At 72.9% G+C, this 22628-nt stretch carries 19 protein-coding genes; 11 read left to right on the forward strand and 8 right to left on the reverse strand.

Annotated elements, in window-relative coordinates; all coding sequences use genetic code 11:
- Nucleotides 1-84: 84 nt before the first annotated feature.
- From OHB00_RS16535 to OHB00_RS16555, 5 genes are all read right to left on the reverse strand, one after another.
- Nucleotides 85-1596: an alpha-N-arabinofuranosidase gene (locus OHB00_RS16535; RefSeq protein ID WP_406435629.1), complete on the reverse strand. Its 1512-nt coding sequence runs from the start codon at nucleotides 1594-1596 to the stop codon at nucleotides 85-87.
- 106 nt (nucleotides 1597-1702) lie between these two features.
- Nucleotides 1703-2674 carry an arabinan endo-1,5-alpha-L-arabinosidase gene (locus OHB00_RS16540; protein ID WP_406435631.1) on the reverse strand — a complete coding sequence of 324 codons (972 nt, stop codon included), beginning with the start codon at nucleotides 2672-2674 and terminating at the stop codon, nucleotides 1703-1705.
- 10 nt (nucleotides 2675-2684) lie between these two features.
- On the reverse strand, nucleotides 2685-3545 hold the full coding sequence (locus OHB00_RS16545) for a carbohydrate ABC transporter permease (RefSeq protein ID WP_406435633.1): 861 nt from the start codon (nucleotides 3543-3545) through the stop codon (nucleotides 2685-2687).
- A complete protein-coding gene (locus OHB00_RS16550) occupies nucleotides 3542-4492 on the reverse strand; it encodes a carbohydrate ABC transporter permease (protein WP_406435635.1) in 951 nt (316 codons plus the stop codon). Before OHB00_RS16550 ends, OHB00_RS16545 begins: the two co-directional genes overlap by 4 nt.
- Entirely contained in the window at nucleotides 4489-5847 is a 1359-nt protein-coding gene (locus OHB00_RS16555) for an extracellular solute-binding protein (protein WP_406435637.1), read from the reverse strand. Before OHB00_RS16555 ends, OHB00_RS16550 begins: the two co-directional genes overlap by 4 nt.
- 270 nt (nucleotides 5848-6117) lie before the next feature.
- Between OHB00_RS16555 and OHB00_RS16560 the strand changes: the two genes are divergently transcribed.
- From OHB00_RS16560 to OHB00_RS16570, 3 genes are read left to right on the forward strand one after another with little or no spacing between them, the layout of a single operon-like run.
- Nucleotides 6118-6714: a toxin-antitoxin system, toxin component family protein gene (locus tag OHB00_RS16560; RefSeq protein ID WP_406435639.1), complete on the forward strand. Its 597-nt coding sequence runs from the start codon at nucleotides 6118-6120 to the stop codon at nucleotides 6712-6714.
- Nucleotides 6711-7949: an MAB_1171c family putative transporter gene (locus OHB00_RS16565; RefSeq protein WP_406435641.1), complete on the forward strand. Its 1239-nt coding sequence runs from the start codon at nucleotides 6711-6713 to the stop codon at nucleotides 7947-7949. The genes OHB00_RS16560 and OHB00_RS16565 overlap by 4 nt, the downstream gene beginning before the upstream one ends.
- The gene (locus OHB00_RS16570; RefSeq protein ID WP_406435643.1) at nucleotides 7942-9345 is read left to right on the forward strand and encodes an FAD-dependent monooxygenase; all 1404 of its coding nucleotides are present in this window, start codon (nucleotides 7942-7944) and stop codon (nucleotides 9343-9345) included. Before OHB00_RS16565 ends, OHB00_RS16570 begins: the two co-directional genes overlap by 8 nt.
- 328 nt (nucleotides 9346-9673) lie before the next feature.
- Here the strand turns inward: OHB00_RS16570 and OHB00_RS16575 are convergent, their stop codons facing one another.
- Complete coding sequence (locus OHB00_RS16575) at nucleotides 9674-10522, reverse strand: SMP-30/gluconolactonase/LRE family protein (RefSeq protein WP_406435645.1); 849 nt, start codon at nucleotides 10520-10522, stop codon at nucleotides 9674-9676.
- Nucleotides 10519-11292, reverse strand: a complete 774-nt coding sequence (locus OHB00_RS16580; protein ID WP_406435647.1) for an IclR family transcriptional regulator — start codon at nucleotides 11290-11292, stop codon at nucleotides 10519-10521. Before OHB00_RS16580 ends, OHB00_RS16575 begins: the two co-directional genes overlap by 4 nt.
- Before the next feature lie 166 nt (nucleotides 11293-11458).
- Between OHB00_RS16580 and OHB00_RS16585 the strand changes: the two genes are divergently transcribed.
- Nucleotides 11459-12022: a hypothetical protein gene (locus tag OHB00_RS16585; protein ID WP_406445816.1), complete on the forward strand. Its 564-nt coding sequence runs from the start codon at nucleotides 11459-11461 to the stop codon at nucleotides 12020-12022.
- On the opposite strand, the gene OHB00_RS16590 is transcribed toward OHB00_RS16585, so the two are convergent.
- The gene (locus tag OHB00_RS16590; RefSeq protein WP_406435649.1) at nucleotides 12003-12875 is read right to left on the reverse strand and encodes a RimK family alpha-L-glutamate ligase; all 873 of its coding nucleotides are present in this window, start codon (nucleotides 12873-12875) and stop codon (nucleotides 12003-12005) included. The genes OHB00_RS16585 and OHB00_RS16590 overlap by 20 nt on opposite strands.
- Nucleotides 12876-13019: 144 nt before the next feature.
- On the opposite strand from OHB00_RS16590, the gene OHB00_RS16595 reads away from it, so the two are divergent.
- From OHB00_RS16595 to OHB00_RS16625, 7 genes are all read left to right on the forward strand, one after another.
- A complete protein-coding gene (locus tag OHB00_RS16595; protein WP_406435651.1) occupies nucleotides 13020-14120 on the forward strand; it encodes a MerR family transcriptional regulator in 1101 nt (366 codons plus the stop codon).
- A gap of 154 nt (nucleotides 14121-14274) precedes the next feature.
- A complete protein-coding gene (locus OHB00_RS16600) occupies nucleotides 14275-16998 on the forward strand; it encodes an ATP-binding protein (RefSeq protein WP_406435653.1) in 2724 nt (907 codons plus the stop codon).
- Between the two features lie 171 nt (nucleotides 16999-17169).
- Complete coding sequence (locus tag OHB00_RS16605; protein ID WP_406435655.1) at nucleotides 17170-17379, forward strand: hypothetical protein; 210 nt, start codon at nucleotides 17170-17172, stop codon at nucleotides 17377-17379.
- Between the two features lie 114 nt (nucleotides 17380-17493).
- On the forward strand, nucleotides 17494-18936 hold the full coding sequence (locus OHB00_RS16610; protein WP_406435657.1) for an acyl-CoA synthetase: 1443 nt from the start codon (nucleotides 17494-17496) through the stop codon (nucleotides 18934-18936).
- Nucleotides 18929-20338, forward strand: coding sequence for a carboxyl transferase domain-containing protein (locus OHB00_RS16615; RefSeq protein WP_406435659.1), 1410 nt, complete (start codon nucleotides 18929-18931; stop codon nucleotides 20336-20338). Before OHB00_RS16610 ends, OHB00_RS16615 begins: the two co-directional genes overlap by 8 nt.
- A gap of 266 nt (nucleotides 20339-20604) precedes the next feature.
- Nucleotides 20605-20943, forward strand: coding sequence for a CU044_2847 family protein (locus tag OHB00_RS16620; protein WP_406435661.1), 339 nt, complete (start codon nucleotides 20605-20607; stop codon nucleotides 20941-20943).
- Nucleotides 20940-22604, forward strand: coding sequence for a trypsin-like peptidase domain-containing protein (locus tag OHB00_RS16625; protein ID WP_406435663.1), 1665 nt, complete (start codon nucleotides 20940-20942; stop codon nucleotides 22602-22604). Before OHB00_RS16620 ends, OHB00_RS16625 begins: the two co-directional genes overlap by 4 nt.
- The last annotated feature ends 24 nt before the right edge of the window (nucleotides 22605-22628 follow it).

Consider the following 22628-nt stretch of genomic DNA (forward strand, 5'->3'; position numbering starts at 1 on the left):
GCGGGTTGTACGTGGTTGCTCGCGCCCACGCGGCGGAGCCGCACATCGATACAGCCCCGCGCCCCTGACGGGGCGCGTCGACCCCTACGTCAGTCGGATCACATTCCAGGAAAGGGGTTCGAGGACCGCACTGAGCGTGCCGTCGTTCAGCGATGTGCCCTCGGCCGGATGAGGGGTCACCCGCTCCGGTTCCTCCAGGGTGTTGCGGGCGTCCGGGTCGTCGTCCGACAGGACGCTGTGCTCCGTGACCTGGGTCAGGTCCAGGCCGCTCAGGGCCACTTCCAGGGGCAGCGGCTCCGTCTGGCTGCGGTTCACGGCGAAGACCGTGACCGTGCCGTCCTCGGCCCGGACCGCCGTCGCGTGCAGCAGGCTGGTCTCGCCGTACTTCTTCGTGTCGTACGTCGGTGAGTCCACCCGTACGTCCAGGACCTGGCCCCTGCCGTACCGGGACGCCTGGGCGAAGGGGAAGAACGTCGTCTGGCGCCAGGCCGGGCCGCCGGGCTCCGTCATGATCGGGGCGATGACGTTGACCAGCTGGGCCAGGCAGGCCACCGTGACGCGGTCGGCGTGGCGGAGCAGGGCTATGAGGAGGGAGCCGAAGACCACCGCGTCCAGGACGCTGTAGTTGTCCTCCAGGAGGCGGGGGGCCTCGGCCCAGTCCCGCGCGGCGGAGTTCTCGATCTCGTGCCACCTCGACGTGTACCAGACGTTCCACTCGTCGAAGGAGAGGTTGATCTTCTTCTGGGACTTCAGTCTGGCGCCCACGTGGTCACAGGTGGCGACCACGTTCTCGATGAAGGACTCCATGTCGACGGCGGAGGCCAGGAAGGAGTCGAGATCGCCGTCCTGGGGCTCGTAGTAGGCGTGCAGGGAGATGTAGTCGACCAGGTCGTACGTCTCCGCGAGGACCGTCGCCTCCCACTCGGCGAAGGTCGGCATGGACTGGCTGGAGGAACCGCAGGCGACCAGCTCCACGGACGGGTCCATCTGTCGCATGGCGCGGGCGGTCTCGGCGGCGATGCGGCCGTACTCCTCGGCCGTCTTGTGGCCGGTCTGCCAGGGGCCGTCCATCTCGTTGCCCAGGCACCAGACCTTGATGCCGAAGGGGTCCTTGTCGCCGTGCGCGGCCCGGAGGTCGGAGAGGGCGGTGCCGGAGGGGTGGTTGGTGTACTCCTGGAGTTCCAGGGCCTCCGCCACGCCCCGCGTGCCGAGGTTGATCGCCATCATGGGCTCGGCCTGCGGGCCGACCTTCTTCAGGAAGGCGATGTACTCGGCGAGTCCGAAGCGGTTGGTCTCCGTCGACCGCCAGGCGAGGTCGAGGCGGCGGGGGCGGTCCTCGACCGGGCCGACCGAGTCCTCCCACTTGTAGCCGGAGACGAAGTTGCCGCCGGGGTAGCGGATGGTGGTGACGCCGAGTTCGCGGACGAGGTCGAGGACGTCCGTGCGGAGGCCTGCGGCGTCGGCCGTGGGGTGCGTCGGCTCGAAGATGCCGGTGTAGACGCAGCGGCCTAGGTGCTCGACGAAGGAGCCGAAGAGGCGGGGGTTGACTTCGCCGGTGGTGAAGGCGGGGTCGAGGGTGAAGCGGGCGGTGCGCAAAGTTCGCCTTTCGGGGTGGGTGCCTTGTGTTCGTGGGCGGGTGCGGGTGCGTTGTGGCTGGTCGCGCCCACGCGGCGGAGCCGCAAATGGACACAGCCCCGCGCCCCTAACGCAAGCTGGGCCAGCCGTCTTTTGTCCAGCTCAGGGGGTTCAGCCCCAGCTTTGGCGTGCCGTTGTCGTCGGCGTCGTAGTAGTGGTAGGCCAGCCAGGTCTTGCCGTGGGTGCGGAACGTCGACTCGCCGCCTGGGCCCACGTAGCGGCCGTGGGAAGACAGCAGCAGGTCGCCGCCTCCGTCCAGCATCGGTGTCCCTGTGCTGTCCACGTACGGGCCCGTCACCGTCGTCGAGCGGCCCACTCTGATCTTGTACGTCGAGTTCACGCCCGCGCAACAGGCGTCGTACGAGGCGAAGAGGTAGTAGTAGCGGCCGTGGTGGAGGATCGAGGCGCCTTCGACGGCGTAGGGGGCGTCCGGGCGGGTGGCCAGGTGGGCGACCGGGGCGCCGGGGACTGCCTTCCCGGTGTGCGGGTTCAGCTCCACCATGCGGATGCCCGTCCAGTACGAGCCGAACGCCATCCACAGTCTGCCGTCGGCTCGGACGATCGCCGGGTCGATGGCGTTCCAGGAGTCGGTCGTCTCCGACGAGAACGCCTTGCCGTGGTCGGTCCAGGTGCCGGGGAGGCCGGTCGGGGAGGTGGCCACGCCGATCGCGGAGTGGTTGGTGCCCCAGGAGGAGACCGCGTAGTAGAGCCAGTAGCGGCCGTCGCGGTAGGAGAGGTCGGGGGCCCAGGGGTCGGCGGTGGAGTTGTAGTCGTACCACCAGCTCGGCGGTGCGGTGAACGCGTTGCCCGCGTCGGTCCAGTCGTGGAGGTCCGTGGAGAGGCGGGCGCCGATGATGCCGCCGGTGGAGTAGGCGACGTACTGGCCGTCTTCGAGTCGGTGGACGGTGGGGTCGTGGATGATCTGCTGGCCGGTCAGGGGGAGGGGGTCGGGGTAGGCGACGTCGGCGGTCGCGGTGGTGGGGAGGAGGGCTATCGTCGCGGCCGCGAGCAGGGCGGCGAGTCCGGGGAAGCGTTTCAACTTCGGCTCCTCACTGGCCGGCCAGGCCCGTGTGGGCCACGCCGCGGACGATCTGGCTCTGGAAGAAGACGAACATGATGATCAGCGGGAGGCCCGCGATCAGGCCGCCGGCCATCAGCTGCGGCCAGATGATGCCGAAGGCGTTCTGGACGGTCGCGATGCCGTTCGGCATGGTCATCAGGTCGGGGTTGTTCGTCACCATGTACGGCCACAGGAAGTTGTTCCAGGAGGCGATGAAGGTGAAGATGCCGACCGCCGAGAGGGACGGCTTGGAGAGGGGGAGGACGATGGTGAAGAAGATGCGCCAGCGGCCGGCGCCGTCGATGAAGGCGGCCTCCTCCAGCTCCTTGGGCAGGGACTGGAAGAACTTGTAGAGGATGTAGACCATCGCGGCGGGGGCGCACTGGGGGAGGATCATGCCCCAGTAGGTGTCCACCATGCCGAGCGACTGGACCGTGGTGAAGAGCGGGACGCCGAGGATGGCCGGGGAGAACATCAGGCCGGCCATGGTGAGCGAGAGCAGGACGCTCTTGCCGCGGAACTCCGTGCGGGCGAAGCCGTATCCGGCGAGGGACGCGACGAGCAGCACGATGAAGGTGACGCAGACCGAGACGACGACCGAGTTGACGAACCAGTTGGGGATGTTGCCGGCGTCGAAGATGCCTTTCCAGGAGTCCCAGGTGATGTGGTCCGGGATCCAGTGCGGGGAGGCGACCGACTCGGTGGAGGTCTTCAGCGAGGTCGACAGGGCCCAGAAGAGCGGGGCGATCCAGACGAGGGAGAGGGCCGCGGCGACGATCGTGAGGGCGATCTGGGCCGGGGTCCAGGTGGAACGCGGCTTGCGGACGACGGGGGGCGTGGTGCTGGTCATCGGGTGGCCTCCTCGCGGGTGCGCAGCAGCCACATCCTGGCCAGGGCGACGGCCGCGATGATGATGAAGAGGATCATGGAGATCGCGGAGGCGTAGCCCACGCGGTAGCTGGTGAAGCCCTGTTCGATCATGTACTGCACGAAGGTCCGGGTGGAGTTCTCGGGGCCCGAGCCGAACTGGAACATGATGACGACCTGGTCGTAGACCTGGAGCGAGGCCAGTATCTGGAGCGCGATGACCAGGCCCGTGATGTTGCGCAGGTTGGGGACCGTGATGTGGATCATGCGCTGGAAGGCGTTGGCGCCGTCCAGTTCGGCCGCCTCGTAGAGGTGCTGGGGGATGGTCTGGAGGGCGGCCAGGTAGAGGAGGAAGGAGAAGCCGACGGTCCACCACAGGGTGGCGATGACGCTCGCCAGCAGGGCCGTGGACTTCTGGGTGAGCCAGGGGGTGTCGAGGCCGAGGGTGTGGTTGACCAGGCCGTTGACCGGCTGGAAGAGCCACCACCAGAGGTTGGCGACGACGGCCGACGGGAGCAGGAACGGGGCGAAGAAGCAGAACCGCCACAGCCACTTGAAGTGGACGGTGTGGTGGGCGATCAGCGCCATCAGGAGCGCCATGACGACGATCAGCGGGACCACCCAGAGGGTGAACTTGACGCTGTGCCACAGGGACTGCCACACCAGGTCGTCGTGGAGGGCCTCGCGGTAGTTGTCCAGGCCGATGAAGCCGGTGTGGTCGCCGGAGATGTTGGCGTCCGTGAAGGAGAGATACAGCCCGCGGACGATGGGGACCAGGACGAACAGGCCGTACAGGACGAAGAACGGGGTGACGAACCAGCCGCCGTGCTGGAGGCGGCGGCCCCAGCGCAGGCGCAGGGAGTCGGTGCCGGTGGCGGTGCGCGCCGCGCGGGCGGCGGGTATGGCCGTGGTGGAGGCGGTGGAGCTCATGCGCCGGCTCCCTTCAGCTCCTGGGCGGCGGTCTTGCCGTCCATCGGGTTCTTCGAGGCGAGGAGTGCCTCCAGGGCGCTCTTCATGGCGCGGGCGGTGGCGTCGGGCTTGGTGGAGCCGAGGTTGGAGCCGGCGATGAGCGGGCCGACCCGCTTGGAGAGGGTGCCGGTGGAGCCCGCGAACCAGATGTGCGGCTCGGTGGCGAGGTGCTGCATGGCGTCCTGGGAGTACTCGCTCTGCGGCGAGAGCTTGGTGTACGCCGGGTCCTTGAAGGTCGGCAGGTAGGCGGGGACATGGCCGCCCTGGGCCCAGGTGGCCGCGTTCTTCACCAGGTAGGCGGCGAGTGCGTAGGCGCCCTCGTCCGCGGCGCCGCCGCGGCCTGCCTGGTGGGGCAGGACGAAGGAGTGCGACTCGGCGTGGGTGCCGGGGGTGCCGAAGACGGGCGGCAGGGGCGTGGCGCCGTAGTCGATCTTCGCGGGGGTGTAGACCGGGACCGACCAGTCGCCCTCCCACACGAAGGGGGCGCCGGCCAGGAACATCGCGGCGTCGTCCGAACCCGCGATCGCGTAGCCGTCGGTGACGTGCTTGCGGAAGAACTCCAGGACCCGGGTGGCCTTGTCGGTGTCGAAGACGACGCCGGTCTGGTCGGCGTCGAAGTAGCCGCCGCCGAGCTGCTGGTAGAAGGCGACGAAGAACCACCAGGAGAAGTTCTGGTCGTTGGCGTGCATGCCGAGGGTCTGCAGGCCGCCCTTGAGCTTGGACTTGGCGGCCTTGAGCATGGCGAACCAGTCGTCCTCGGAGGTGGCGTGCGGGAGCCGGCCGTCCGCGTCGAGCAGGCCCGCCTTCCGGCAGACGTCCTTGCGGTAGAAGTTCAGCTGGACGTGGACGTCCAGGGGCAGGGCGTACAACTGGCCGCCGACGATGCCGCGTTTCCACAGGGTGGGGTTGAAGTCGGCCTCGTGGACCCCGTGTTCGGCGAGCTTGCCGATGTCCCAGGGGTCGAGGAGGCGCCCCGGCGCGAAGCCGGTGACCCGGCCCTGGTGCATGACGGCCAGGTCGGGGGCGCGGTTGCCGGCGGCCGCCATGGCGAGCTTGGTGTAGTACGGGTCGCCCCAGGTGAGCGTGGACGCCTTGACGTCCGTGTCCGGGTTGGCCGCGTGGAAGGCGTCCACCATGGCCTGCATGTTGGCGCCGTCGCCGCCGGAGAAGAGGTTCCAGTAGCGCACCCGGGTGCGCGCGCTCGATGTCAGTGCGTCGGCACCGGTGCCGAGGGAGGCGAAGCCGAAGCTCGCCGCCACCGCCAGCCCGCCCGCCGTGCCCAGTAGCTGCCTGCGACTGAGGCCAGGTCGTCCCATTGCCTGCCCTTACCTTCGGGATCCGTCGTGCTCGTGATCCTGCTCGTGATCGCGCTCGTGACCTTGTTCGAGATATCGGCTCATGCCCGTAACTTCGAACGGGACCGTAAAATCGAAGCGCTTGCGCGTCAATGGGTCCGGCGTGACTTTCATGTATCGGAGAGTCGTTGTCATGTGAACCACCGCTCGAACTACCGGCGCCGGACGCGTAGTCTCGGACGGGCCGACGCAGCGCGGTGACCCCCGTGGGGGCGGTGTGAAGGGGGAGCGATGGACTTGGCCGGCGCGCGGCACCGGTGGGCCCGGATCACTGGGCGACTGCGGCGCTCCCGGCCGAACACGGGCATGCGCAGGCTCGCCGCCGACCTCACCGCCGCCGTCCGCGCCAGGCCCCGCAGACCCGCCGACGCACGGGAGTTGTGCCGGGCGCTGTGCGCGGAGATGAGCCGCCGACGCGAGGGCCGGCCCGTCGAGCTGCGTTTCGAACGGTTCCCCGACGAGATCGAGGTCACCGGACTGTGGGTGGAGTTCCTGGACTTCGACCTGGTGATCGTCGAGGAGCGCGCCGAGGCCGTACAGCAACTGGTCATCCTGGGGCATGAGCTGTGGCACATGCACGCCCGTCACACGCATCACCACGCGGCCGCGGCGAACGCCCTCGCCGGGCGGCCGGGCTGGGACTCCGTGGCCCTGACCGTGGCCGCCCGCAACGGCTCCCGGGAGGCCGACGAGGCCGAGGCCGACGACTTCGGGCACCGGCTCGCGGCCGCGCTCCGCTCCTTCCTGCCCGGACGGGGCGGCGAGGCTCCGCCCGATCCGGTCCAGCGGTCCCTCGGCTACCGCGGGCGCGAAGGCGGAGCGCGGTGACCTCCTCCCCCCTGGCCGAGGGCCCGGCCGCCTTCCTCACCGGGCTGTACATCTCCTTCTGGCTCCCGGGCCTCGTGCTCACCGCGGCCCTGGTGATCAAGCTGCCCAGCATCCTCAAACTGTGGCGGGACCCGCTGCTGCGCGCCGTCGGCGGCCTGCTGCTGTTCGCCTGCGCGGTGTTCGCCTTCGCCGCTCCGCCCACCATCGCCTGGACGAACCGGGTCACCGGCGTGCCGAACATCGCGGCCCCCCTGGTGTACTCGCTGATCACCGCGCTCTCCGCGTCCTGGCTGCTGCTGGTCGTGCACTGGCGCAACGGCCACACCGACCGCCGGGAGCAGACGCGGCGCGCTACCCGCTGGGTGGTCTGCGTCTACGCGGCCGTCGTCGTCGCCCTGTGGGTGCTGTTCGCGCTCGCCGACGTGCCCGTGGAACAGGTCCGGAACCTGGACACCTACTACGCGAGCACGCCGTTCATGCGCGAGGAGATCCTGCTCTACCTCCTCGCGCACACCGTGGCCTGCGCCATCACGACCCGGCTCGTGTGGAACTGGATCCGCACCGACGGCCTCGACGCCTGGCTGCGCTGGGGACTGCGGTTCCTGGGCATCGGCTATGCGACGAACCTGCTGTTCAGCGCGGCCAAGTTCACGGCCGTGGCGGCCCGCTGGACCGGTCACGACCTGGACTGGCTGAACACCAACATCGCACCGTCGGCCGCCTGCATCGCCGCCACCTTCGTCGCGATCGGCTTCATCGTCCCGCACGCCGGCCAGTACTTCCAGGACCGCTGGCTGGTGCGCCGCCGGCACCGCTCCCTGAAGCCGCTCGCCCGGCTGCTGCGGACCGTCGCGGGCGGCCGTGAACCGCTCGCCCTGCGTGCCACCGCCGAGATACGCCTGATCCGCCGCGAGACGTACATCCGCGACGCGCTCCTGCAACTGTCCCGGTTCCTCGACGAGAACCTGCGCGGCCGGGCCTACGACGCCGCTCTCGTCCTCGGCCACGAACCCGGCCGGGCCCAGGCACTCGCCGCCGCCGTGACGGTCCTGGAGGCCGTCGAGAGCGGACGGCACACCCCGGACGACGACGCCGACGACACGGGCGAGACCGACACCTCCTATCTGCTCCAGGAGATCCAGGCCCTCTCCGAGGTCCTGCGCCACCCCGAAGAGATCACGGCGGTCCGCTCCCGCGCGGCCGTCCCGGCAGAGAGCATGTCCTCGCATGAGTGAACGTCCCTCCCCCGCCAGAGCCGCTGTCGTCCTGGGGGGATCCCACACCGGCATGCTCGCGGCCCGGGCCCTGGCCGGCCTCGCCGACCGGGTCGTCGTCGTGGAACGCGACGAGCTGCCCGAGACGGCCGGGCCCCGCAAGGGACTTCCGCAGGCCCGGCACGCCCACATGCTCTGGTCGGGCGGGGTGCGGGCGATGGAGGAGCTGCTGCCGGGCATCACCGCGGCACTCGTGGACGCCGGCGCGCGCCGGGCCCCGGTCACCACGGACATGGTCGCCCTGTCGGCGCACGGCTGGTTCCGGCGCTGGCCCGAGTCCCACCATGTGCTGCTGGCCGGACGGGACCTGCTGGACGCGACGGTCCGGGCCCGGGTCCTCGCGGACGGGCGCACAGAGGTGCTCGGGGGTACGGAGGTCCTCGGGCTCGCGGGCAGCGCCGAGGCGGTCACCGGGGTCCGGGTACGGGACCGCGACGGCCGGGAGCGGACCGTCGAGGCGGACCTGGTCGTCGACGCCACCGGCCGGGGTTCCGGAGCCTCCCGCTGGCTCACGGCTCTCGGGCTGCCCGCGCCGGAGCAACGGGAGGTCGACACCGGTCTCGCCTACGCCAGCCGGCTCTACCTGGCACCCGAGCAGGCCCGCGCCGGCTTCCCGGTGATCAACGTGCAGCCGGACCCACGGGAGAGCGGCCCCGGCCGGGCGGGCTTCCTGCTGCCCATCGAGAACGGCCGCTGGATCGTCACCCTCAACGGCACCCGCGGGGGCGAACCGACCTCTTCTGCCGACGACTTCGTCCCGTTCGCCCGCGAACGGCTGCGGCACCCGCTCATCGGCGACCTGCTCGCACGGGCCGAACCGCTGTCCGACGTCGCCGTCACCCGCGCCACCGTCAACCGCCGGTACTTCTACGAGCGGATGCCTGCCTGGCCCGGCAACTTCACGGTCCTCGGCGACGCCCTGGCCGCGTACAACCCCGTCTACGGCCACGGACTGGCCGTGGGTGCGCAGAGCGCCCTGCTCCTGCGGGAGCTGACGCGGCGCCACGGCCTCGGCACGCCCGGCCTGTCCCGCCGCGTCCAGAAGGCGGTCGCCCGGCCGGTCGGGGCGGCCTGGGACCTCGCCATCGGGCAGGACGTGTTCTACCCGGGCGCGACGGAGAACGGGCCCACGACCCGGGACCGGATCGTGGCCGCGTACGTGTCCCGCCTCATGCACACGGCCACCGGGAACGGCCGCATCGCCCGCCGCGTGACGGACGTGACCTCCCTGGAGCGCCGGGCGGAGGTGCTCCTCACACCGTCCGTCCTGCTGGCCGCGCTGGCGGGGCCGTTGAAGCCGACGCTGACGGGACCGCCGCTGACCGCCGAGGAGCTGAAGAGAGCGGGTCTGCAGTAGCGCCCCCTTGGGGCGCGGGGCCGTGTTGAATGTGCGGCTGACGGCGGCCGTTCGGCAGCGCCCCGCAGGGGCGCGGGGCTGTGCCGCATCTGCGGCTGCCGCCGCACGGGCGCAACCAGCCGCGACGGCGCCGCAGACGGTCGACCGCCTCGCGTGGCAGGGCCGCCTTTCGCCTGCGGGCGCGTGGGGGCTGAGCGCGCAGTTCCCCGCGCCCCTACGGGGCGCTGCCGAACGGCGTCGTCAGCCCGCGGGGGGCTGGTCGCGCCCACCCGGCGGCAGCCGCACATCAAATGCAGCCCCGCGCCCCTTACGGGGCGCTGCCGCAAGGTCAGCCTTGGAACGCCGGTTGGGCAACGCCCTTGCCCGCGTCCGGGATCACCAGCAGGGAGCCCGCCGTCGGGTGCGGGCGGTCCAGGCCCACTCGCGCCGTCGTGACGTACAGGTCCGTCAGGTCGGCGCCGCCGAACGCACAGGCCGTCGTCAGCGAGGCGGGGAGGTCGATGACGCGGTCCAGCTCACCCGTCGGCGTATAGCGGCGTACCGCCGCCCCGCCCCACAGCGCCACCCACACACAGCCGTCCGCGTCGACCGTCAGGCCGTCGGGGAAGCCGGCGCCCTCCTCGATCGTCACCAGCGGGCGGCGGTTGACGGGGAGTCCGTCGGCGTAGTCGAAGACGTCCACCCGCCGGGTCGGCGTGTCTATGTAGTAGACGAGGCGGCCGTCCGGGCTCCAGCCCGTGCCGTTGCTGACCGTGACGTCCGGCAGCAGCGTCGTCGCCGTGCCGTCGGGTGCCACCCGGGAGAGCGTGCCGCCCCCGGCCGTCTCGTCGTAGCGCATCGTCCCGGCCCACAGGGAGCCGTCGGGGGCGACCGCCGCGTCGTTGGCGCGGCGGCCGGGCACCGGCTCGCGGTGCAGCCAGCGGAACGTGCCGTCCGGGTCGAGGAGACCGACGCCGTCCCGGAGGTTGAGGACCAGGCCGCCGCCCGCACGCGGCTTGACCGCGCCGACGTGCTGGTCGGTGGTGCGGACCGTGCGCCGGCCGGTGGCCGGGTCGTAGGTGTGGACCCGCGCGCCCAGGATGTCGATCCATATCAGGCGGCCCGTCGCCACGTCCCAGGTCGGGCCCTCGCCGAGGGTCGCCTCCGCCGCGACCGCCACCTCGTACGCCGTCGTCATGCCACGCTCCGGTGGCCGAGGTGCTCGGAGAGTTCGGCCGCGCCCTTGGCCGCCAGCTGCTCCAGCTCGCGGCGGCGCTCGTCGCTCCAGCGGATCATCGGCACGGAGATGGACAGGGCCGCGACGACCTGCCCGGTGCGGTCGCGGACCGGCGCGGCGACACAGGAGACGTCCGGGTTGGACTCGCGGCTCTCCACGGCGATGCCGCGCGCGCGGATCTCGGCGAGGGCCACACGCAGGGCGCCCGGCTCGGTGATGCTGTTCGGGGTCATCGCGACGAGGTCGGCGTCGTCCGGGATGCGCGCGGTCAGCTCCGGCTCCGGCAGCGAGGCCAGCAGCATCTTGCCGACCGAGGTGCAGTGGGCGGGCAGCCGGCGGCCGGCCGCGGAGACCATGCGGACCGCGTGCGTGGAGTCGACCTTGGCGATGTAGATGACGTCGGTGCCTTCGAGGATCGCCACGTGGACGGTCTCGTCGCAGGTCTCGGCGACGGACCGGGCGACCTGCTGGCCCTCGGCGGCGAGGTCGAGCTGCTCGGCGTATCTGCTGCCGAGCTGGTACGGACGGACGCCCAGCCGGTACCGTCCGGGCTGTCCGGGTACGGGCACGATGTACGACCGGGCGGAGAGCGTGGTCACCAGCTCGTGCACGGTGGTCCGCGGCAGCTGGAGTCTGCGCACTATGTCGGGGGCGGAGAGGCTCCCGTCCCCGTCCAGAAAGAGCTCAAGAATGTCGAGAGCCCGGGTCACGGCAGGCACGAGGCGTCCCACGTCCGGCCCCCTCCCTTGGGTGTAGCGCCAGATACCGGTGCGGCGCGCGTCTCAGCTGCGGAGCCGTTCGAGATATCAACAGGCGATCGGCATGACGAACACAGGCTAACCATCGGGGATTCCGTGGGCAATGGCCTGGAAGAAGCCGGGTAGCGGCGCGTGCACCATGGGTGGCATGGAACTGGACTTCCAGCTGGTGCTGCTGCGTCGCATGGCCGACCACAACCCGGACCTGGTCGAGGACGCCCGGCGCACGCTGGGCGCGTCCATCGCGGACATGCGGGAGGCGAACAAGCGTTGGCAGGCGATGGCCCGCTCGCCCCGGTCCCGGTCCGCCGCATCCCGCTACCGCTCCGTCCTCGGCCCGCCGCGGTGGGAGACCAAACGCACCGTCGGCGACCTGGAGTGCGCGGCCTGGCAGTGGCCGCTCCCCCTGTGGCCCACCCTCCGCTTCGAGGTCATGGTCGGCCCCGGTGGTGCGGTGTGGAACGAATGGCTGGTCCGCGCCCCCGACGCCCCGGCACCGAGACTGGAGACGTACGACGACCTCACCCCCTGGTCCTGCACGGTCGACGAGGCCGCCCGCGCCTTCGCCCCCGCCCGTCCCCTGGAGGGCACGGCCCCCACTCGCTGGGGCCTCACCTTCAAGGTGCCCGACGGCCGTCAGGTGGTCGCCGAGTTCACCTGGGGCCTGCTCCAGCGCACCGCCGTCATCGACGGGCCGCGGTGAGGATCGCCTCGGCCACCGCGGCCACCGAGCCCGGGTGCAGGAACAGGAACAGGTTGGGTTCGACCAGTTCCAGCTCCATCACCCGCGGCTGCCCGTCCTCGCCGTCGACCAGGTCCACCCGGGCACAGAGCAGCTCAGGCGCCTCCGGTACGGCGGCCAACGCGCGCTCCGCCACGGCGAGTTCGGCCGGGGCCGGGGTCCATGTCTCCAGGTCCGGGTGGGCGACCTTGTCCGCGTCGTACGCCGTGCCCGGCGTGAGCACGGCCCGCTTGCGGCTGGCGTGCAGCAGCCGCCCGCCGAAGTACTGCAGGGCGCGCTCGCCGCCGACGTCGATGCCGGAGACGTACGGCTGGACCATCGCGGTCAGCCCCTCCTCGTGCATCCGGGCCAGGTGCCGTACGGCCGTCCCGTGCTCGTCGGGTGTGTAGCGGGCGGCGAACCGGGCGCCGGCGCCGAAGGTGGGCTTGACCACGTAGTCACCATCGGACGGCAGCTCCACCGGGTCGCCGGGGGCGAGATACCGCGTCGGCACCACCGGCACACCGGCCGCCGCGAGGTCGCCGAGATACCGCTTGTCGGTGTTCCACCGCACCACCTCCGCCGGGTTCGCGATCCGGGTCGCCTTCCCCACCCGCTCCACCCACGGCACGAACTCGTCGGCGCGCCAGCTGTAGTCCCAGGTGGAGCGGATGACGACCAGGTCGTAGCCGCCCCACTCCGTCTCCGGGTCGTCCCACGGGCGGGCGACGGCCTCGGCCCCCGCGTCGGCCAGCGCCCGCAGCAGCACCGGCAGGTCCTGGTCCTTGTGCGGTTCCGCGCCGGAGTCGTAGGTGGCGAGGGCTATGCGAGGCACGAGGGGGCTCCCTTGGCTGACGGCGGCTGCGGTCCTTCCCTCGGCAGGCTAACCCGGGAACGCTGTTGACCTTCACCTTCGGTGAAGCCCCAGCATCGGTGGCGGACGTCGGGGAACGTGAGGCGGGACCGGGACGGAGACGGCATGGAGTGGCTGACCATCGGGGCCTTCGCCAAGGCCTGCCGGCTGTCGCCGAAGGCGCTGCGGCTGTACGACGAGCTGGACCTGCTGAAGCCCGCCCGGGTCGACCCGGACACCGGCTACCGGTACTACGCCGACGCGCAGCTGGAACGCGCCCGGCTGGTGGCCTGGCTGAGGCGGCTCGGCATGCCGCTGGCTCGGATCCGCGAGGTGTGCGGGCTGCCCGCGGGGCAGGCCGCCCGGGAGGTGCGGGCGTACTGGGCCCGCGTCGAGGCGGACACCGCCGTACGGCGGGACCTGGCCGCGTTCCTCGTCGCCCACCTGTCCGGAGAGTCCGGAGAGTCGAGAAGGGACCCGAGGAAGATGCTGGAACTGCGTTATGCCGCCCGTTCGGACCGGGGTCAGGTCCGGCCGTCCAACCAGGACACCGCGTACGCGGGGCGCCGGCTGCTGGCCGTCGCCGACGGGTGCGGGCCGGCCGGGGCCTCGGCCAGTGCCGCCGCGGTGGCGGCGCTGAAGCCCCTGGAGGACGCCGAACTCTCGCCCGGGAACGTGCTGAACCTCCTGGACGAAGCGGTGCGTTCGGCGGCCGAGGCCGTGCGGCGCGTGGCCGCGGGCAGTACGGAAGGGCCGACGGAGGTCGGTACGACGCTCACCGCGCTGCTGTGGACCGGGTCCCGGCTGGCCCTCGTGCACATCGGGGACTCGCGGGCGTATCTGCTGCGGGACGGGGAGCTGTTCCGGATCACGCACGACCACAGCGTGGTGCAGGCGCTGATCGACGAGGGGCGGCTGACGCCGGAGGAGGCCGAGAGCCATCCGCAGCGGATGCTGCTGGCGAAGGCCCTGGGCGGCACCGCCGACTCCCCGGACCTGAAGCTGCACGAGGCCCGGGCAGGCGACCGGTATCTGGTGTGCTCGGACGGCCTGACCAGGGCGGTCCCCGACGAGCGGATACGCGAGTTGCTCGGGAGCGGGACGGCGCCCGACGTGACGGTACGGGCGCTGGTGGACGAGGCGAACGCGCTGGGCGGTCCGGACAACGTGAGCTGCGTGGTGGCGCACGCCGTGACACCCACGCGCCCGCAGGGCGGGGCCGGGTAGCGGCCACGCCGACGGTCCTCGCAACTCCGCTGCCTGTGGCGCGAGTTGTGCCGGGCGGGTGTTGTGCCGGGCGGGCGTTGTGCCGGGGCGGCCGGACGACGGATAGTTGAGCGACGCTCCGTCAGACCAACGTGCCGTACGCGCCGGAGGTGCCGTGACCGAGATCTTCGTGGACCGCGAGCAGGAACGGCGGCAGCTGCTGGACCTGGCCACGGCGGTGACCGGTGGTACGGGCGGGGTGTACTGCGTCGAGGGGCCGGCGGGCATCGGCAAGACGGCCCTGCTCGACACGTTCCGGGAGACGGCCGCGGCCATGCCCGGGCTGCGGATCTCGAAGGTCGCCTGCCACGGTCAGGTGGGCGCCGAGAACTCGTACGGCCCCATCATCGATCTCCTCGCGTTACAGCCGGCGCCGGCACCCGCCCGGCGCTGGGCACGGCGCCGCCGCATCGCCGCCGATCTGGCCCCCGACCTGCTGGAGCTGGTCCCCGTGGCGGGAAGCGCGCTCAAACTGGGCGCCCAGCTGCTGAAGGACGTGATCGAAGATCACTCCGAAGCCGATCCGAACGGACTGATCGGGCAGGTGGGCCGGGTCGCGCAGGTCCTCGCCGGCGCCCTGCTGCGCGCGGCCGCGACATGCGGGCCCACGCTCCTGGTCATCGACGACGCGGAGCGCATCGACCACAGCAGCTGCATCGTCCTCGACTACCTGGCCCAGGCGTTGTCCACGGCTCCGGTCGGGCTCGTCCTCGTCCATCGCGACTCGGTCCGGGCCGCGGAACAGCATCCGCTGGCCGGGCTGCTGCGCACCTGGCAGTCCCACGGCGCGGTCCGGGCCATCCGTCTGGAGGGCCTGCCGGACGCCGCCGTCGGGGAGTACCTCCAGCAGCGTCTGGAGGTACCGCACGACGACACGGCCGTCCGCCGCCTGCAGGACCTCACCGGCGGCCATCCCCTGCTCATGGCCCAGTACCTGACCCTGGTGCGGGACCAGCAGGCGGACGGCCGTACCGGGGACCGCGGCCAGATCGCCCTGCTCACCGATCCCGGTCCTGCGGAGCGCCCCCTGCTCGACACGGTCGAGACGGTGCTCTCCGAGCGGCTGGCGCTGCTGGATCCGGCCACGATCAGACTCCTGGTCATCGCCGCGACCCAGGGACGCGTCTTCCTCTCCGCGGTCGTGGAGGAGGCGTCCGGGATGTCGCGGGAAGAGGTCCTGGAGCGGCTGTACGAGGTCGAGGCGCGGGGCGGCCTCATCGAGGCGGTGCCGGTACCGGAATGGGCCGCGGACACCCGGTCCGACTTCTACCGGTTCCAGCACGCCCTCGTACAGCGTTCCCTGTACGCCCGGCAGAGCGGGCAGCTCCGCCGTGACCGGCACCTGGCCGTGGCCGAGGCCGTCGACCGCCTGCTCCGCCCGGTCCCCGACCCGCCGCGTGACCTGCTCCTCGAACTCGGCCGGCACTACCACCTCGGAGGCGCTGTGCAGTCGGCTGCCCGGCACAACTACCGCATGGCCCTGGACCTCGCCCACTCCGGTTCCTCGTATGCCGAGGTCGCCGCGTTGTGCACCCAGGCCATGAGCGATCTGTGGCGGCTGCCGGACGACGGCGGCGACAACGACCGGCTGCGGGTGAGCATCCTGGAACTCCTCCTGGTCACGTCGGAGACCTCCTGGGAGGGCTCGGACTCGGAGAACGGCATCCTGCGGCCGGCCGTGGAAGCGGCCCGCGCCGCCGACCGGGTGGGCGACCCGCGGCTCCGGGCCCGCGCCGGCTTCCTGCACGGCAAGATCCTCCTGCACACCAGCGGCGCGGAAGCGTCGCTGCCCGTCCTGACCGACGCGCTGGCCGCGACCCGCAAGGAGACGGACCCGGTCAACTGGTTCCTGCTCGCCGCCGAGTACGGCGCCCAGCTCACCCAGCGCGACCTGCGGCGCGGGATGGCGATGATGCACGAGGCGGAGGAACTGCTGCACCGGGCGCCGCAACTGCGTGACAGCCGGGATCCCGTGGTGCGCGTGGTCTCCGACCAGCTCGAACAGCATCTCGGCATCAACCATCTCGACGCGGGCGACCCGCCAGGAGCGCAGGTGCGGCTGACCGCCGTCCTCGCACGGTTGCGGGCTCGCGGCGCCACGGACCAGCTGCAGCCGCCGCTGAACTACCTGGCGCAGACCCGGATCTCGCTCGGTGACTTCGCGGGGGCGCAGGAACTGCTCGAAGAAGCCGTCGGCCTGACCGACCGCTCCGGCACGGACGGTTCCGCGGCCAGCGCCTGGCACGCGTACCAGACGGCGCTGCTGGGGCATGTCGCGCTGCTCCGGAACGACGGGGAGACAGCGCTGCGACGGCTGCGCGCCGCGGTCGACGAGGTCGATCGGTCCGGCATCGTCAGCATCGCCCCGCTCGTCCACAACTACCTGGCCGAGGCCCTGCTGGAGGCCGACCCCACCGGCCCCGCCGGCGACCGGCGCGCGGCCGAGGCGGAGCGGCTGGCCGCGGAGAACGCCGCCGACTGCCGACGAGCCGGTACGACGCGCAGCGAGGTGGTCGCCTGGTCGCTGGTGGCGCGCGCCCGGCTGGCGCAGGGGCGGCCCCAGGAGGCCCGGGAGGCCGGAGCCCGTGCCGTGGACATCCTCGACGCCAGCGGGGGCAGGCTGGCGGCGGTGAACGCCGAGGAGATCCACTACCACCACGCCAGGACGCTCCTCGCCCTGGACGACCAGGCCGGCGCGGCCCGGTTCCTGGAGCGCGCCTGGCAGGAGATCCAGCACAAGTCCGCCTCCCTGACCGGACCGGCACGCCGTCGTTTCCTGAACGACGTACCCGTCAACAGGGCGGTCGCCGAAGCCCTGGGCCACGCCGGGCAACCGTGACCCGGGGGGAGGAGCCCGGACCATGAGCGATCGCGGCACCGGCGCCCACTGCCGAGGTGTTCCGGGACCGCCCCGAGACCACGGTGACCTGCGGGGACTGGCAGGAGATCGCCGCCCACGGGCCGTTCGAGCCGCTCGTGCTCGACGGAGGCGGACAGGGGAAGGTGCCCGGTGACACGCCCGCCGACGTCGAACGGCTGCTGGTGCCCGGGGGGGACCGTCGTCGTCGACGGCTTCACCCCGGCCGGCCAGTGGCCGCCCCGGTTCGGCGGGGACGTCGACCGGGCGCGGCTGCACTGGCTGGAGCATCCCGCCCTGCGGGCGGTGGAGGTGCGGCTCGCGCCCGATCTGTGCGCGGTCGCCGGGACGCTGCGGCTGTGAGGGCCCCGCACTGTGATCAAGGTCGTGGTGTGGGGCGGTCTGGGAGTGCGGTAGCTGGTGTAGGAAGGGACTGTCGGGGTTCCGACCGGTGTTTCCGATGTGAGGAGTCGTCGCGTGTCGTTTCTGTTTCCGGCCGTGGTGGACGGTCCCGGCGAGCTGGTGGCGCTGCGGTTCGGCGCGCGGTCGTCGACGTACGGGCAGCTCGCCGCCGCGGCCGGCGCCCTGGCCGGGCGGATCGGGGACGCCCGCCGGGTCGCCGTGTGGGCCACGCCGGAGCTGGAGACGGCCGTCGCCGTCGTCGGCACCCTGCTCGCCGGGAGGGCGGCCGTACCGCTCAACCCGAAGTCGGGCGACAAGGAACTCGCGCACATCCTCGCCGACAGCGCACCGGCCGCCGTGCTGGCCGCGCCCGGTGCCGAACTACCCGCGGCCCTGGGCGGGTTGGCGCGGATCGACGTCGACGCGCAGGCCGTGGGGCCGGTGCCCGAGGACCGTACCGCCGAGTCCGACCCGGCCCTCGTCGTCTACACCTCCGGCACCACCGGTCCGCCCAAGGGCGCCGTCATCCCGCGCCGCGCGCTCGCCGCGACGCTGGACGCGCTCGCCGACGCCTGGCAGTGGACCGGGGCGGACGTCCTCGTCCACGGCCTTCCGCTCTTCCATGTGCACGGGCTCGTGCTGGGCATCCTCGGTCCGCTGCGCCGCGGCGGCTCCGTCCGCCACCTCGGGCGGTTCGACACCGCCGGGGTCGCCCGCGAGCTGAACGACGGCGCGACCATGTTCTTCGGCGTCCCCACCATGTACCACCGCATCGCCGAGGCGCTGCCCGCCGACCCGGAGCTGGCGAAGGCGCTCGGGCACGCCCGGCTGCTGGTCTCCGGCTCGGCCGCGCTGCCCGTCCACGACCACGAGCGGATCGCGGCCGCGACCGGACGGCGGGTCGTCGAGCGGTACGGCATGACGGAGACCCTGATGAACACCAGTGTGCGCGCGGACGGGGAGGCCCGGGCGGGGACCGTGGGCGTGCCGCTGCCGGGGGTGGAGCTGCGGCTGGTGGAGGAGGACGGGACGGCGATCACGGAGTACGACGGGGAGACCGTCGGCGAGATCCAGGTACGCGGCCCCAACCTGTTCACCGAGTACCTCAACCGGCCCGACGCCACCGCCGCCGCCTTCACCGCGGACGGCTGGTTCCGCACCGGTGACATGGCGGTGCGCGAGCGGGACGGCTATGTGCGGATCGTCGGACGCAAGGCCACCGACCTGATCAAGAGCGGGGGGTACAAGATCGGGGCCGGGGAGATCGAGAACGCGCTCCTCGAACATCCGGGGGTGCGGGAGGCCGCCGTCACCGGGGAGCCGGACGCGGACCTGGGCGAGCGGATCGTCGCCTGGATCGTCCCGGCCGACCCGCAGTCGCCGCCGCCCGCCGAGGAGTTGGCGGACCATGTCGCCGGGCGGCTGGCCCCGCACAAGCGGCCCCGCGTCGTCCACTACCTGGACGCCCTCCCCCGCAACGACATGGGGAAGATCATGAAGCGGGCCCTCGGTGCCTGAGCCCACGCATGAGCCGACGCCCGCGCCGACGCCCGAGCGGCTCTCCGCCCGGGAGGTCCTCGGCCTCGTCACCGACCCCGGCAGCTTCGCCGAACTCCCGCCCCCAGAACGGCGGTTCCCGCCCGACGGCCCGCTCGGCTGGCACGGGTACGACGCCTTGCGCGCCCGCGCCGCCGAGCGCACCGGCGAGGACGAGTCCGTCGTCGTCGGTACCGCCCGCGTCGAGGGCACGGCGGCCGTGCTGATCGCGTTCGAGTTCGGCTTCCTCGGCGGCTCGCTGGGCGAGCGGACCGGGGACCGGCTGGAGGCGGCCCACGTCCATGCCCGCGCCCACCGGCTCCCGGTCGTGCCGCTGGTCGCCACCGGCGGCAGCCGGATGCAGGAGGGCATGCTCGCCCTGTCCCAGCTCCAGCGGGTGGCCCGCCAGTCGGCGCTCACCCGGGCGGCGGGGCTGCCGCAGGTCGCGGTCCTGCGCGACCCGACGACCGGCGGCGGCTGGGCCACCCTGGGCGCCGGCGCCGATGTGATCCTGGCGCTGCCCGGTGCCCAGGTCGGCTTCGCCGGCTCCCGGGTCCGCCCGCCGGACGCCGACCCGGCCGCGTACACGGCCGAGGCGCAGCTCGCGGCGGGGTCGGCGGACTCCGTGGTGCCCCTGGCGGAGCTGCGGGCGACGCTCGGGCTGTGGCTGCGGCTGCTGTCCGCCCCGGCCCCGATACCCGCCGAGCCGCCGGCCGCGCTCGGCGGCAGCGCGCTGCCCGCCACCGGCTGGGAGGCCGTCCGGCGCGCCCGCGCCCCGCACCGCCCGCGCGCCGGCGCCTACCTGGACGCGTACTTCACCCGCCGGGTCGCCCTGGCCGGCGACCGGTGCGGCGGGGCGGATCCGGACGGGATGCTGTGCGGGTTCGGCGAGCGGGACGGCCGTACGGTCGCGTTCGCCGCGCAGACGGGGACGGCGACCCTGCCCGCCGGGTACCGCACCGCCGCCCGCCTGATACGGCTCGCGGACCGGCTGGGGATCCCGGTGCTGACCCTCGTCGACACCCCGGGCGCCGCCAACGACGCCGAGGCGGAACGGCAGGGCGCGGGCGCCGCGATCGCGGAGCTGTTCGGCGAGGTCGCCGCGGCCCGGACGCCGATCACCACCCTCGTCATCGGGGAGGGCGGCTCGGGCGGGGCACTGGCGCTGGCCGCGCCCGGCAACACCTGGGCCACCCCGGACAGCTACTTCTCCGTCATCGCCCCGGAACTGGCGGCGGCGATCCTGAAACGCCCCCCGGAGGAAGTCGAGCCCACCGCCGGCCAGTTGCGCATCCGGCCCCAGGATCTGGTGGAGCTGGGCGTGGTCCGGGGCATCGTGGGCCACGCCGAGGGCACCCTCGCCACACCCCCACCGCCCGGCTGACCTCCCGCGCGACCGGGCGCCCGCCCGCCGCGGCGGTGGTGGGCGTGACCTGGAAGTCGAAGGGCACGCCCCCCTGTCCTCCCCCTGCCGATCCTCGTCGGCCGCTCCCCATCGGTGTCACGGGGCCTCTGCCGCACACGCGTTGGGCGACAGCGTGGAACGGCACGGTCGGGCGGTTTCCTTCGTGGCGGGGAGACACGGGCCGTTTCCTTCGGTGACAATGGAGCGGTTACGGGGTCGGAGGACACGGGGGGACCGGGGGCGCCATGGCGAGGATGATGGAGTTCAGGACCGAGGACGGCGCCGTCGTCGTCGTGGAGTCGGCCGACAGTGTCCCCGGCAGCCGGCCGGTGTCCCGCGACGGCGGGGCAGGACCGGTCACGCAGGCCACCCGCTCCTTCGAGGGCGCCCTGGACGGGGTGCGGGCGGCGGCCCAGTCCGCGCTGCGGGTCTTCCGGGACGGCACCCTGCGCCCCGACTCGGTGGAGCTGGAGTTCGGGGTGAAGCTGACGGCGGAGGCGGGCGCCGTGATCGCCAAGGGCGCGGCCGAGGGACAGCTGGTGGTACGGCTGAGCTGGGCCTCCGGGGCTGCCGACGCGACATGAGCCGCGCTGCCTGGCACGCCCGGATCGAGTGCGGGGGCGCGGTGTCCGGAGCGGGTTTCCTCGTCGCCCCGCGCACGGTGCTGACCTGTGCGCACGTCGTCCAGGACCGGGAGTGGGCGCCGCTCACCGTGAGCTTCCCCAACCGCCGGGACCTGGGCGGGCTGAGCGCGACCGTGGCCGTGCACGGCGGCTGGGCGGGCGGCTGGACCGACCCTGGCGATCTCGCCGTACTGGAACTGGACCGTGAAGTTCCGTTACCACCGGCCCGGTTCGCGCCGCCGGGGGCCGAGCAGGGCGGGGCGCACCTGGTCGCGTACGGCTTCCCGGAGGGCTACGGCGAGGGGGTGCAGGCCCGCTACCGTGCCGTGTCCCGGACGCTGATCGCCGACGAGTGGCTGCAGTTGGAGGCCGCCTCGGCGCACGGGCAGCCGCTGGCGGGCGGGTTCAGCGGGGCGGCCCTGGCACTGCCGGACGACCGGGTGGTCGGGATGGTCGTGCAGGCCTCCGGCGATGCGGACGTCCGCATCGGGCGGATGCTGCCGACGGAGGTCATGGCCCGCTACTGGTACGACCTGGGCGCGCTGGTCCCGGCGGCCGAGGCCGACACCCCGGCCGCGACAGGGCTGCTGCACGCGTTGGTACGGCGGGCCGAGGAGGCCGGCCTGGACTGCCGGCCCGACCAGCTCTACCGGGACGCGGTGGGCCCCTTCGCCCCGGATCCGCCCCCCGGCGGGTTCGCCTCGCTGCGGGAGACGGCCGCGTACGTGCAGTGGCAGGTGGACGACCCCGAGGCGGTGCCGAACCTCACCGACCGGCTGCGGGCGCTGCTGGAGCCGCGGCCGGCGGCCCCCGCGCGGGCGGCCGCCTGGGCGCCTGTCGTCGTCGAGCTGGAGCGCAGCGGCGAGAGCGAGGAACAGGTCACGGTGCGGGTGTCGGCGTACCGGGAGGGACAGCGCCGGCCGGTCGGCGTGGAGCGGCTGCCGCGCGGCGACGTACGGGCGTACGTGCAGCAGCGCGTCGACGACGCCTTCGGCCATCTCGCCCAGGACGCCGAGGCGCTGCTCACCTTCGTGCTGCCCCGCGAGTGGCTGAACGAGCCGGTCGCGCACTGGGAGTGCGGTCCCGAGGACTCCACCCCGCTCGGCTGCGCGCACCCGCTGGTGGTGACCGACCGCTCCCGGCACCGCAGCGCGCGGCTGCGCCACCAGCTGGCCGGCAGGTGGCGGGCGCTGGAGCGCAGTCCGGGGAAGGCGGTACTGCACCGCGTCGACTGCGGCAGCCCCGAGCGCCCCCTCAGCCTGCGCAAGCGGCTGCGGGACGCGGACGCCGGCCTGGCGGGTTTCGGCGTCCCGCCCGCCGCGGCTCCGCACCACTTCGAGGCCGGCGTGAACTTCCCGGTTCCGGTGCTGCTGTGGCCGCGCACCGGCTGCCCGAGCACCGACCACGCGGGCCCGTGCGCGGGCAGCGCCTTCCTCGACGCCCTCGGCCCGCGCGTCGCCGACGTCCCGCCGACCGAGCTCCCGCGCCTGATCTGGCAGTTGCGGGAGGAGGCGGCGGCCACCGACCCCGAGGGTCACTGGGCGAGGGACGTTCAGCTCCTCTGGGACGACCCCCGCTGCTACCCCGAGCCGCCCGCCAGCCTGCACACCCCCGTCGCCTGACCCCGCCGCCACCCACGGAGAAGG

This window comes from Streptomyces sp. NBC_00631, assembly GCF_045206895.1.
Lineage (GTDB): Bacteria > Actinomycetota > Actinomycetes > Streptomycetales > Streptomycetaceae > Streptomyces.

What these genes read in the sequence shown, in the direction of transcription:
- OHB00_RS16585 (WP_406445816.1), top strand. Translation starts at nt 11,459, where the DNA reads ATGGGTGGCATGGAACTGGACTTCCAGCTGGTGCTGCTGCGTCGCATG.
- OHB00_RS16545 (WP_406435633.1), bottom strand. Translation starts at nt 3,545, where the DNA reads ATGACCAGCACCACGCCCCCCGTCGTCCGCAAGCCGCGTTCCACCTGG.
- OHB00_RS16625 (WP_406435663.1), top strand. Translation starts at nt 20,940, where the DNA reads ATGAGCCGCGCTGCCTGGCACGCCCGGATCGAGTGCGGGGGCGCGGTG.
- OHB00_RS16620 (WP_406435661.1), top strand. Translation starts at nt 20,605, where the DNA reads ATGGCGAGGATGATGGAGTTCAGGACCGAGGACGGCGCCGTCGTCGTC.
- OHB00_RS16555 (WP_406435637.1), bottom strand. Translation starts at nt 5,847, where the DNA reads ATGGGACGACCTGGCCTCAGTCGCAGGCAGCTACTGGGCACGGCGGGC.
- OHB00_RS16575 (WP_406435645.1), bottom strand. Translation starts at nt 10,522, where the DNA reads ATGACGACGGCGTACGAGGTGGCGGTCGCGGCGGAGGCGACCCTCGGC.
- OHB00_RS16560 (WP_406435639.1), top strand. Translation starts at nt 6,118, where the DNA reads ATGGACTTGGCCGGCGCGCGGCACCGGTGGGCCCGGATCACTGGGCGA.
- OHB00_RS16595 (WP_406435651.1), top strand. Translation starts at nt 13,020, where the DNA reads ATGGAGTGGCTGACCATCGGGGCCTTCGCCAAGGCCTGCCGGCTGTCG.
- OHB00_RS16570 (WP_406435643.1), top strand. Translation starts at nt 7,942, where the DNA reads ATGAGTGAACGTCCCTCCCCCGCCAGAGCCGCTGTCGTCCTGGGGGGA.
- OHB00_RS16550 (WP_406435635.1), bottom strand. Translation starts at nt 4,492, where the DNA reads ATGAGCTCCACCGCCTCCACCACGGCCATACCCGCCGCCCGCGCGGCG.